Annotated in this window: 11 protein-coding genes, 4 tRNA genes and 1 rRNA gene; 2 read left to right on the plus strand and 14 right to left on the minus strand. The window is 51.6% G+C overall.

Annotated features, from left to right (window positions below; all coding sequences use genetic code 11):
- From JWF83_RS18360 to JWF83_RS18380, 5 genes are all read right to left on the minus strand, one after another.
- Window positions 1-171 (minus strand): GTP-binding protein (locus tag JWF83_RS18360; RefSeq protein WP_235163334.1); only part of this gene is annotated, 171 nt, incomplete at its 3' end.
- Window positions 172-285: 114 nt separating this feature from the next.
- Window positions 286-361: transfer RNA gene (locus tag JWF83_RS18365), tRNA-Thr, on the minus strand.
- Window positions 362-367: 6 nt separating this feature from the next.
- Window positions 368-442, minus strand: a tRNA-Gly gene (locus JWF83_RS18370).
- A gap of 121 nt (window positions 443-563) precedes the next feature.
- Window positions 564-648, minus strand: a tRNA-Tyr gene (locus JWF83_RS18375).
- An 11-nt stretch (window positions 649-659) separates the two neighbouring features.
- A tRNA-Thr gene (locus tag JWF83_RS18380) sits at window positions 660-735 on the minus strand.
- 515 nt (window positions 736-1,250) lie between these two features.
- Between JWF83_RS18380 and coaA the strand changes: the two genes are divergently transcribed.
- A complete protein-coding gene (gene coaA / locus JWF83_RS18385; RefSeq protein ID WP_413651855.1) occupies window positions 1,251-2,201 on the plus strand; it encodes a type I pantothenate kinase in 951 nt (316 codons plus the stop codon).
- A 51-nt stretch (window positions 2,202-2,252) separates the two neighbouring features.
- On the opposite strand, the gene JWF83_RS18390 is transcribed toward coaA, so the two are convergent.
- The 6 genes from JWF83_RS18390 to JWF83_RS18415 form a co-directional block, all read right to left on the minus strand.
- Window positions 2,253-3,083 (minus strand): hypothetical protein, encoded by an 831-nt coding sequence (locus JWF83_RS18390; RefSeq protein WP_413651856.1) that lies wholly within the window; start codon window positions 3,081-3,083, stop codon window positions 2,253-2,255.
- A gap of 45 nt (window positions 3,084-3,128) precedes the next feature.
- The gene (locus JWF83_RS18395; RefSeq protein ID WP_413651857.1) at window positions 3,129-3,626 is read right to left on the minus strand and encodes a fimbrial protein; all 498 of its coding nucleotides are present in this window, start codon (window positions 3,624-3,626) and stop codon (window positions 3,129-3,131) included.
- The gene (locus JWF83_RS18400) at window positions 3,623-4,099 is read right to left on the minus strand and encodes a fimbrial protein (RefSeq protein WP_413651858.1); all 477 of its coding nucleotides are present in this window, start codon (window positions 4,097-4,099) and stop codon (window positions 3,623-3,625) included. Before JWF83_RS18400 ends, JWF83_RS18395 begins: the two co-directional genes overlap by 4 nt.
- Before the next feature lie 60 nt (window positions 4,100-4,159).
- On the minus strand, window positions 4,160-4,906 hold the full coding sequence (locus JWF83_RS18405) for a fimbria/pilus periplasmic chaperone (RefSeq protein ID WP_413651859.1): 747 nt from the start codon (window positions 4,904-4,906) through the stop codon (window positions 4,160-4,162).
- 65 nt (window positions 4,907-4,971) lie between these two features.
- A complete protein-coding gene (locus tag JWF83_RS18410) occupies window positions 4,972-7,473 on the minus strand; it encodes an outer membrane usher protein (protein ID WP_413651860.1) in 2,502 nt (833 codons plus the stop codon).
- A 316-nt stretch (window positions 7,474-7,789) separates the two neighbouring features.
- Window positions 7,790-8,323, minus strand: coding sequence for a fimbrial protein (locus JWF83_RS18415; RefSeq protein ID WP_413651861.1), 534 nt, complete (start codon window positions 8,321-8,323; stop codon window positions 7,790-7,792).
- Window positions 8,324-8,905: 582 nt separating this feature from the next.
- On the opposite strand from JWF83_RS18415, the gene JWF83_RS18420 reads away from it, so the two are divergent.
- Window positions 8,906-9,271, plus strand: a complete 366-nt coding sequence (locus JWF83_RS18420; protein WP_413651862.1) for a hypothetical protein — start codon at window positions 8,906-8,908, stop codon at window positions 9,269-9,271.
- 71 nt (window positions 9,272-9,342) lie between these two features.
- Here JWF83_RS18420 and birA read toward each other — a convergent pair whose 3' ends face one another.
- The 3 genes from birA to rrf form a co-directional block, all read right to left on the minus strand.
- On the minus strand, window positions 9,343-10,305 hold the full coding sequence (birA, locus tag JWF83_RS18425; protein WP_413651863.1) for a bifunctional biotin--[acetyl-CoA-carboxylase] ligase/biotin operon repressor BirA: 963 nt from the start codon (window positions 10,303-10,305) through the stop codon (window positions 9,343-9,345).
- Complete coding sequence (gene murB, locus JWF83_RS18430; protein ID WP_413651864.1) at window positions 10,302-11,339, minus strand: UDP-N-acetylmuramate dehydrogenase; 1,038 nt, start codon at window positions 11,337-11,339, stop codon at window positions 10,302-10,304. Before murB ends, birA begins: the two co-directional genes overlap by 4 nt.
- 205 nt (window positions 11,340-11,544) lie before the next feature.
- Window positions 11,545-11,660: ribosomal RNA gene (gene rrf / locus JWF83_RS18435) — 5S ribosomal RNA — on the minus strand.
- Window positions 11,661-11,662: the final 2 nt, after the last annotated feature.

The raw sequence follows: 11,662 nt of genomic DNA on the forward strand, positions 1-11,662 counted from the left end.
CTTTTCTTCCGGCGCGTTATCGATCTGGTCGAATGCACGAGCAGAACCGCCGTAGGTTTTAGCCAGTACGGTGGTGATAGCTGCAGTCAGGGTAGTTTTACCGTGGTCAACGTGGCCGATAGTACCGACGTTGACGTGCGGTTTTGAACGTTCAAATTTTTCTTTAGACATCGATTGTCCCTCTAAGACACGGATAAATCGGTGATATCACCACATCAACCAGGCATAGCCTGAACTGTTGAATTTTATTGTCACAGAGAAGAATCAGGGAGGGAGATTATGAAGTGGTGCTGATACCCAGAGTCGAACTGGGGACCTCACCCTTACCAAGGGTGCGCTCTACCAACTGAGCCATATCAGCACATCTTGGAGCGGGCAGCGGGAATCGAACCCGCATCATCAGCTTGGAAGGCTGAGGTAATAGCCATTATACGATGCCCGCAACCTGGAACTCGGCTACCTGTTCTTTCTGTAGCTTGCGAATAATAAGACAAGATGACTTATTATTCGAGCCAACCCGCTAAGCTTGTTGGCCCTGACTGTGCTTGAGCTCAGCCTGAATATGGTGGTGGGGGAAGGATTCGAACCTTCGAAGTCTGTGACGGCAGATTTACAGTCTGCTCCCTTTGGCCGCTCGGGAACCCCACCTGGGTACTTGATGGTGCCGGCTACCGGAATCGAACTGGTGACCTACTGATTACAAGTCAGTTGCTCTACCAACTGAGCTAAGCCGGCATCAAGTGACGCGCATTCTAGGAAGTGCGGCCGTGGGATGCAACAAAAAAATTGCGATAAATGCGCTATCGCTTATTATTTGTGCAAAAGTTCGCAAATTAACGCTTTAATGGAGAAAAATCGTCCAGCAAAAGCGCATGGCAGGCGGTTTTTCTGCCAGCCGCGCTAACCTTTGCCAACCAGAGTATCTTCCTCACGTCCGTCCGTCTGCGCAATCTTCATACAAATGTCATCACCCGCGCCACCTCGCCGGTTAATATATGCCACTGGCTGGTTTGTTAATCGACGCAGACCCGCAGTTGCCAGTTAACTAAATTTAAAAAGTGCGGGTGCCGTTGCGATTGCATCCGCGCATTTATCTTTTTCCTTCTTTTTCCCGCCTTACTGGTGTTAACCTCCTGCGCATTGTTTTCTGAAATTTACCTGATTACGTTAGTTGATAAAGGAGATGACGCGAGCTCGTCAGCCCCTGGCAACGTACTGACTGGTAAATATTTGCTGGCAGAAGCATGCATATGAGCAAAAAAGATTCCCCGGTAACTACGCCCTATTTACAGTTCGACAGGAACCAGTGGGCTGCATTACGTGACTCCGTACCCATGACGCTTTCCGAAGAAGAGATTGTGCGTCTGAAAGGTATTAATGAAGATCTCTCACTGGAAGAAGTGGCCGAGATCTATTTGCCGTTGTCACGTCTGCTAAATTTCTATATCAGTTCCAACGTCCGCCGTCAGGCGGTACTGGAACAGTTTCTGGGAACGGACGGTCAGAAAGTTCCCTATATCATCAGTATTGCCGGCAGCGTTGCGGTCGGTAAAAGCACCACTGCGCGCGTGTTGCAGGCGCTGCTTAGCCGCTGGCCGGAACATCGCCGTGTTGAGCTGATTACCACCGATGGCTTTCTGCACCCGAATGACGTGCTGAAGCAGCGTGGTCTGATGAAGAAGAAGGGTTTCCCCCAATCCTACGATATGCACCGGCTGGTCAATTTCGTTTCTGACCTGAAATCCGGCGCTTCACAGGTCACCGCTCCGGTTTATTCACATCTGATTTATGATGTTATTCCCGATGGCGACAAAGTGGTGCAGCAGCCCGATATTCTGATTCTGGAAGGTCTGAATGTTCTGCAAACCGGAATGGATTATCCGCACGATCCGCATCATGTTTTCGTGTCGGATTTCGTCGATTTTTCTATCTATGTCGACGCCCCGGAAGAGTTGCTGGAAACCTGGTATATCAATCGCTTCCTGAAATTCCGCCAGGGTGCTTTTACCGATCCGGACTCCTACTTCCACCACTACGCGCAGCTCCCGGAACAGGAAGCGGTGGCGATCGCCATGCAGTTATGGAAAGAGATTAACTGGCTTAATCTGAAAGAAAATATTCTGCCTACCCGTGAGCGGGCCAGTCTGATCATGACCAAGAGCGCCAATCACGCCGTGGAATGTGTCCGGTTACGCAAATAGCCTGGCCGGCATCGCAGAATACGGCTGCGATGCCGGATATCCGGAACATCCTCAGAGATAAGAGATATAGACAATGCCGGTGCCAGCGTAATGCCCGGCTTCGGGTGGCGTTGCCGCATGCAGTGTCGCCCTGAGCGTGAAACTCTGCCGCACATCGTTTCCCGGCAGGGTGAAACTCACGCCGCCCGAGGCATCCTGATGATCAATCCTCAGGGTGCTGTAGAAGTTTCTCCGCGTGCCATCGAAGTAAATCTCCGGTTCTCCCAGCAAAGACTCACCGTACAGCGTAATCGTGCCGGCTAAGGCGCAATACAGCTGTCCGCTGATATCACGGCTGATACCATTGACCTGATTGTTATTAAGCATGCCAAAATCAATTTCCGGCTGTAACGCGACATGGCAGGCCTGATTTACCGGCGGCAGCTCACCACATACCGAGCCAGGAAAGCGTGCGGCAGTATAATTCTCCGGCGCAGGCTGTTTCGGTTGATCGATATAAAACAGACCAACACAGCTGGCAGAGCGGTCCTCGACGGTAAAACTACCGGAAAAAGGGATCCCCATGTCGCGGCGCCAGGCCTCCATCACTGCTTTGCGGGTGCGGTAGCCCTCAATGCGGATACAGTTGCGATGCAAAACACAGCTTGAGTACATACTGGGGGCATGGCTGCTGTACATCACATCCATCCCGACATAACAAGCCGGCCATTGATAACAGGGGTTAATATCGGTTTCGTTCTCTTCCCAACTCAATAGCTTATGAGCAACCTGTAAATTGTTAAAAGAGACCGGAAAAACATAAGCCCCTGCACGCGCGGCTTCGGCGGGTAGCAGCAGAAACACGATTAAGATGATTAATATTGCGCGACGAGTGATACACATTCCGTTGTCCTGTCCTCGCGTCATGGCGCCATCATCTGCTGAAGGCTACCAATAACCGGCATGCAGTGTGGCCGTGGCGGCAAATCGCCCTCTGGCCAGGCTGGCGCCGGCCCGTTTAACCGGAACAGCCTGCAGCAGCGGTGGTCGTGTCATATCCAGCGCGATCGGCATATTCAGCGTCAGCGGTATGCCATCATGTAGCAGCTGAATCCCTAAATCGGCGATATTGGTATTGATCGCCGCCGCATCAAATTCGGTGACCCCTCCAGTCATCATCAGCGTGAGGACCAGCGGCGGTGCGGCGGCAGGGCATGCCAGCTGATAGTCGATAGTACGCCGATAGTTCTGACCATCGACGAGATGAGCACCGACATTGTCGCCAAAATCGACATCAATACGCTGACCATGGTTAATCGTACAGGCGGGCGGCTCGATCAGTGTTCCGCTGAAATTGACCGCAACAGCACTGGCGTATACCTCCGATATCAACAGCATGGCAGCCGGCAGCCCGCTGCGCCATGCACCCCGGCTGGCCCGTCTCATACATGCTCCACGACCAGGGTGGCGGCGCCGCTAAATGCACCGGCGGACAGGGTTGATCCTGGCCGTTTAACCAGCACCGCCTGCAATATCGGCATCGCGCCCGATCGTTCAAAATTAACCCAACTCCCCAGTCTCAGTGGCGCTCCTGCACCGCTACCCAGCAGCAGCCTGATACCAAGGTCGCGGATGGTGGTGCTCAGCACGCCGGAATCGAAGCTGGCGCCGTGGCCCTCAAATCGCAGGCGCATGGCGGTGGGGCTGCTGCTGTCACAGTTCAGGCTGAAGCCGATAGTTTTTTTATAGTTGTCGCCATTCACCTGACTGGTATATACGTCGTTACCAAAATCAACATCAATGGCTTGCCCCTGGTTGATTTCGCAAGCCGGAACACTGAGCGCCACACGCAGCGTAATCGGTTGCTGTGGCGCGGCCTGGCCACTATTACTCAGCGTCGCCAGTACAACCATTGCCATTGCGCTCCTGGCGCGGTGAAACAGTGTTATGCATCGATCCATATGCGTAGCTCCCGGGCACTAATGATTAAGCGTTACACGGCAGGACTGTTCTGCGCAGCGAAATAGCAGTTCAGGGCGGCCGCCATAGTCGTTGATATACGTCAGCACCGGCGACAGACCCAGCAAAGAGGCCTTGCCGCCCAGCAATGTCTCGCTATAGGGCGCAACCATCACTGGCTCAAAACCCGCAACGGTCGGTTGCGCGCTATGCGGCTTCGCGTCCACAAGAGTGATGTAGTAAGGCGTAGGATTATGCACCTGGTATCGTTCGCCCAGCCGGGTGAGCGTCAGTTGTTGCTGCCACGGCTGACGTCGTGCCGCTTCCCCCGCCACAATCCCCTTTGGGCGATAAAAAAGCTTAATGCTGGTCTGCAGCGCAATCTGCAAAGTATTGGGCTTATCGCTGCGCGGCGGAACTTCGCGTAAGTTGAAGTAAAAAAGCGTTTCGCGATCCTGAGGCAGGGAGTCCGCCAGCGGCAGCGCCTGGATTTTTATCTGGCTTCTCTCCCCCGGCTCGATTCGTTGCAGCGGCGGCAATACCACCAGTGGCGACGTAATTTTCTGCCCCTGATCATCCGTCAACCAGCCCTGAGCTAAATAGGGCAATTTAGGGTTTTCATTGCTGATACTCAGACCTACCGCCTTGTCACCGGCGTTATAGATCACCCGGGTACGATCCAGCGCAATTGCCGCCAGGCTGGCGGGCACGCCGAACATCAGCAATGATGCGGCGGTCGCTGCCTTGCTTAACCACTTCAATTTCATAGAATAACTGTTCATCCCTATAACCATCATTAACCGGGGCAGCGCCCCTCCCGTACGATCGCCCTTCAGACGCGGCAAGGCAGGAGCATCTCCGCCAGTTGCTGCTGTGGCAGCGACGCTGGCATTTCCACATAGCACTGCGCATCACCGCCCCATTCCACTGACATTTTCTCACCGGCGCGGATACCGCTCAGCCAGACGCTGCCCCCTTCGCTGACCATTCCCGTCTGCTGTTTTTTATCGTTGCGTACCAACGCGCCAAAAGGCGGATAGCTGCCATCTTCAAGGCGAATATTGGCCATCGCTTTTAAACCGGCAATCACATTGAACTTACGATAGCCAATCGCCCCTTCCGTCAGGGTGGCCTGCACCACCGAGCGGATTGCCTCAGCATTGTCAGCCAGCTTTTCAACATCAATCCGCGCGTTATTGCGGTAATAACTGTTCACCTCGCTAATCACCGCTTTGCCAAAGACGTTGGTTGTTGTCGGACTACCGTATCCACGCACCGGTACCCCAGGCACGCCATCGCTATCGACCAGCAGGCGGGTGCCCCCCGCAATGGATGTGCGATGCAAGGCGCCGCCCTGAGGCGTAAGCGTTGCCCCTCCCTGCAGCGACAATCCGGCAGAGGTATAACGTCCATGCTGATAGCCGGCATTGGCGCTGAGTTGGGCACTGCCGCCGTCATGGTAATAAAAACCACTCACTGCCCCGCCCTGAGATGCGCTACCGGCATTTAACTGATACTTGTTATGCTGACTGAGGTGTCTGAAATAACTCACACTCTGTTCGTAGCGCTGGTTTTGGGAGGAGAGGTTATAACTGACTGTTGACTGTGTTCCCCAGGGTAACGAAAAGGAGAGCCAGCCGCCGTCATCATTACTGTCGCGGAACTTATTGCGATAGCCCGCCAGCGAAGCTGAGATATTTTTCCAGCGCCCGACATCAAAGTAGCGCGATAACGTCAGGTCGTAACGATCGCTGGCAGAACGGTCCCACCAGGTTTGATGGCTGTAATTCAGGTATGCCCCGAATCCCCAACGGGGAAACTGTTGATTAAAAGTAACGGTATACAGCTGCTTGCTTCTGTCGGCCGCGACTCCGCGGGCAATGGCGTCAAGATAATCAGGCATTGCCATAAAATCACGATCGGAAAAACGATAACCCGCAAAGGTGATCTGACTGGCTGACTCATTAAAACGTTTGGCATAGCTCAGTCGCCAGGCGTTGCCGCTTAAGGTCTCATCCGCCGGTAAAACTGCCCGCGAGAAGGTAGTATCGAGTGAAAGAGCGCCGAAGATAAACAGGTCGCGCCCGACACCGGCGGACAGGGCGTGATAATCATCACCAAGCATCGTGCCGCCATAGGCTGACCAGCCATTCGCAACGCCCCAGGAAAATTCAGCGGTGACAAACAGTGGGTCGGCCAGCTGATGCGAATAAGCGGCAGGTTTACCGGCGGCAAATTTATAACGCACCATTCCTGGCCGGGTAAGATAAGGGATAGCGGCGGTATCCAGCTGGAAATGCTGAACCGTCCCGTCCTGCTCCTCAATACGCACATCCAGCTTCCCGGCGACCGCATCGCTGAGATCCTGAAGCCGAAAGGGCCCGGCAGGAACCTGCGTTTCATACAGGATGCGTTGCTGCTGACTTACCACTACTTTCGCATTGGTCCTGGCAATGCCATTAACTTCCGGCGCATAGCCACGCAGGCCGGGAGGCAACATACTATCGTCTGAATTGAGACTAACCCCGGCAAAGCGGAAGCTGTCAAAAATGGCGGAGTTAAGATAGTCCTCACCCAGCGTGAGCCGTGCGCGCAGACGAGGAATCGCCCGCCAGCCATAATAACGACTCCAGTCAAACGTCTGCTGATTGCTAACGCCGCTTCCGCTGCTATGCGCCCCGCTTGCCTGCCACTCAGCGCGCAGACGCCAGGCATCCAGATTGGCGCCGGTCACGCCATTACCACTGTAGTTGTAACCCTTAGAGTGGTACTGATGCTGTTCAAGGAGCTGCATATTCAGGTTATAGTCCAGCAATATCCCCGGAATCCCCTCATCCCAACGTGAGGGGGGATCCCAATTCGGCGCCAGATATTCCAGCCAGCTTTCCGGGATCTTAACGGTAAGCAGCGCATGCCCCAGATCGCCATGCACTTCCATGCCCGCAATACTGGCAATATCAAGGCACTCACCCTGCCGCCACCAGGTAAGTTTGCCCAGCAACTCCGTTTTAATACCTAATGTCGCCACATCGTCTGGGGTCAGACAAGCCTCGCTACCATTAGGATTATTATCAGGCGGATAAAAAGCGATCTCCTGCTCCGGTAAATCCTGTCGGTTAAGCATAATAGTCATCTGATAAGTTCCGGGAAAAATGAAGCCCTGCCGTGAGAATAGCCCGATATTAATGTTTTCCCGGTCTTCCAGATCCATTACATCAGTATTGAAATGAATCTCTGCCGCAGCTACCGACTGACCGCCTGTCAGCCATACAAAAAATAAAAATTTTATCCATTTCACATAATAATTAAAACGTCCATTGTTTTTACTGGTCATTGGTATTATTTCTTATTTTTAGTTGTTATCAGACCAAAAATACTCTGGTGTCATAATTTCAGGCCAATGTGCATGACATCAGATAATTAACCTGATAGCAGAATAACAAGCCGAAAGATTTTTAAGACACTTACCTCAATTTCGCGTTCAGGCTATATCCTTTCCTTTCCCGGTAATTTTATGGTAACTAATTGCGCCCCATTTGAAAAAAATTAACGCCAGATAAAACTTTCATTCAGATTACAGATGCCTGATAGCGGCGGGATTACCACTTAACAAGGGCACAGGGCGAACTTCTCCGCATGCCCCGCCCGGCTTATTGATATGATAGCGTGAAATTGGCAACGCTCTGGAATTCGCCTGGCACAATGGTTGCGGATGCACCCCCCCCCTGCAGATAAGCATTAAAACTTAAGGTATTAAAGCCTGTCTGCAGAGGTTGAGGCGTGGTGGCAACCCCCAGTTTAACTTTCTGGTTGCTGCCGTCGGTCATTACAATGCTGGCCCCACTGGCGGTGCCGCTGATCGCCAGACTATCCGCATCATAGTCTGATACCGGGCCGGTAAATTTGCTCTGTACCGTACTTAATGTTGAGGTGTCACAGTTTTCCAGTTTGATCTGAAAGTGACGTGGCAGAGAGCTGCCGGTGTTGCCACTTGCTGAAAGTGCGACACTGGATATCTGACCCAGAGCGATGGTTTGATCAATAGTGTCCGGATTGATTGAACAAGGCGAGTCAATAATCGATCCCTGAAAAGTCACCGTACCATGACCAGAGTCTGCCGCATCCACAATCGAAACTGAACCAAATATCATCACCGCAGCCATCATGATTTTATTAAATTCCATTAATTCCTAATCCTTTGTAAATTTAATCATATTTTTTACAGGGCATGCTTTCATGTTTTATGATGAAAACATCAACACTGTTATCGAGATGAGTTTATAAATAGCGAACGCCATAAATAGCCCCAATGATCGTTCACATCATTAAAGAGGAGTTTTATGACAACGCATAAACCACGAATGCAGTTGACATTTAAAATGAAATAATTTGCAAGCTACCTTTCCAGCCTGCAACATCGCATCAAATTGTCATATAAACTTTACAAAGAAGAAAAAGAATTTAAAAGGGATTTTTTTAAGGTCGGAAAATACAAAACTTTTCACTTATCAGATAACTTCCGGCAATTAATTGCGACACAAGCAGTCGCAACAACACACAGTTCAGCATGAAACACTATTCACTTCTATTTTATTAAAATATTAGTTCACCGAAACCATTTACCGTCTACAATATCGCCCACGCTTGGTTTTTCCCGGTGGGGAACCTTCGCCTCGCGTTTTCATAAATAACTGTTTAAAAGGGATTTACAAGAACTATCCTAATTGGTCTTTCTGCCAGTTCATTTGATAAGGAGTTCACTATTTATGAGAAATGGAAATTTACCTTTACAGCCTTTGGCTTCCGATCTGCTGCTGCATACTGAAGACGCGATTAGCTGGCCAGAACAGGAAAAAACCGTTGCCCCGGAGAAAACCAGTAGAGGGAATAAGCGCAATATACTGCTGGAACAGCTGTATTATGCATTGCATAAACGCTGTCAGAAGCAACCACCGCCGGAGTTTAATGAGTGGATCAGTACCAGGGTCCTCGCTGAAGACTGCGAACTGGGCATCTATCAGACGCGGAGCTTGTTACTTAAACTTGTTCAACAACAGCGAGTTATCGTTACACCGGCCCCCATATCCAACTCGTTAAGATGGTATATTGCCGACGATGATAGTGCATCATAACCGGCAGGGGGAATTAACTTATCTTCTGCTGTTCTCAGCCGGAGGCATTTTAGCCTCCCGCTAAAACAATATTACTGCTGTGGCCGGAGAGATATCTCTCCGCCAACCCAGGCTTTGGTTACGCCATCCTGTTCCAGCAGTAGCGCGCCCTGCTGATCAATTCCGCGGGCAATACCCAGAACTTCCCGATCGCCAATCAGCAGTTTTACCGGACGATTGAGATAATTATCCAGTACCGACCAGCGCTGAACAAAAGGCGCTAATCCTTCGCGTTCAAATTCCAGTAATGTGTGTCGCATCTTATTCACTAGCATGGCAGTAAGCACATTGCGGTCGATATTGATACCCGCTTCCTGCAGCGTGACCCACCCCTGATTCACCACCGTCGTATCTGCTGAACGCATCGCCAGATTAATTCCGGCGCCAATCACAATTTGTGCCGCATCTCCGGTTTTACCACTGAGTTCAACCAGAATACCGGCCAGTTTACGATCATGCAGATAGATGTCGTTGGGCCATTTCACTTTAACTTCGTCAGCACCCAGCTGTTTCAACACTTCCGCCATCACAATACCAATAACCAGACTCAGCCCCATCGCCGCTGCCGGCCCCTGCTCCAGTCGCCAGTACATTGAAAAATAGAGATTGGCACCAAACGGGGAGAACCACTGGCGGCCACGGCGCCCGCGTCCGGCCTGCTGGTATTCAGCAACACAAGCATCACCCGACTGCAGCGAGTCCATGCGATCCAACAGATATTGGTTGGTAGAATCAATCACCGGAATAACTGCGACCGGGTTTTGATCCAGTTGCCGTGCGATACTTTCTTCATCGAGTAACTGGAGGGGTGCAGAGAGGCTGTAACCTTTGCCGGTAACAGTGAAGACATCCAGGCCCCAGTCTTTTAAGGTCTGAATATGCTTGTTAATCGCCGCGCGACTCATGCCCAGCGTTTCACCCAGATGTTCACCAGAATGAAATTCACCGTCAGCTAAGATACCGACCAGCGCCAGCGGGACAGTATTATCTTTCATGCGATCACCCCGACAGCATCCTTTTCACCGACGGCGCCAATAAAACGCACTTCGGGTTCGAGCCAGACATTAAATTTTGCGCCGACGCGCTGGCGAATATCATGGGCCAGCGCGACAATATCCTGTGCCGTGGCACTTTCCTGATTAATGATCACCAGTGCCTGCTGACGATGAACCGCCGCTCCGCCGTTACGATATCCTTTCAGATCACATTGATCGATTAACCAGCCGGCCGCCAGCTTTACCTGACCATTTTCCTGCCAATATTGCGGCATATTTGGAAATTCGCTGGCAATGGTTGCCGCCTGTTCAGCGCTTACCAGCGGGTTTTTGAAGAAGCTCCCGGCATTGCCGGTTACTTGTGGATCCGGCAGTTTGCTACGACGCATCTGACAGACACTATCAAAGATCTCCTGCGGCGTTACCGTGGCCGGATCCAGTTTGGTTAGATCACCATAGGTCATCACTGGCTGCCAGATCTTATTAAGCCGTAGCCCCACAGCAACAATGGCGTAACCTTCCCGATAGTGATGTTTAAATACGCTATCGCGATAACCAAACTGGCATGCTGCGGCGCTGATATGTTCCGTCTCGCCACTTCTCAGATTGAGCACGTCGACGTAATTACAGATCTGATCCAGCTCCACGCCATAGGCACCGATATTCTGGATCGGCGCCGAACCAACGCAGCCGGGGATCAGGGCAAGATTTTCCAGCCCGGAAAAGCCGTTTTTCAGACTGTACTCCACCAGTGCATGCCAGTTTTCACCGGCGCCAATATGCAGATACCAGGCATCATCATCCTCGGTAACTTTGATCCCTTTCAGTCGGTTGATCGCAACAACCCCGGTGTAGTTTTCCAGAAACAACACGTTACTGCCTTCACCCAGCAACAGAAAAGGGCGTTGCGTCTCCTGGCTCTCTTGCCATGCCTGAGAGAGTTCGGCCGCCGTTTCAACGATGATGATTTGTTGTGCGCTGGCGTCGATTGCAAACGTATTAAAGGACTTCAATGAATTGATATCGCCGGACATGACTGTGCCTTTACTGATTTATCTGGGTATAGTTTACCCGATTGTCGTGACTTTGGTTGGAGAAAAGGCTGGAGAATAAATAACGGGAAGGGACTTTCTGGCGGCATAAATGCTGTCCTCGTATGGGACACAGACGCAAAAAAGCCCCATGCGTGAGCATGAGGCTTCTTAACCGGCGGCGTAAATGCCGCCCCTACAATTTGATGCCTGGCAGTTCCCTACTCTCGCATGGGGAGACCCCACACTACCATCGGCGCTACGGCGTTTCACTTCTGAGTTCGGCATGGGGTCAGGTGGGACCACCGCGCTAAAGCCGCCAGGCA

This window comes from Pantoea sp. B65, assembly GCF_047308185.1.
Classification (GTDB): Bacteria; Pseudomonadota; Gammaproteobacteria; order Enterobacterales; family Enterobacteriaceae; genus Erwinia.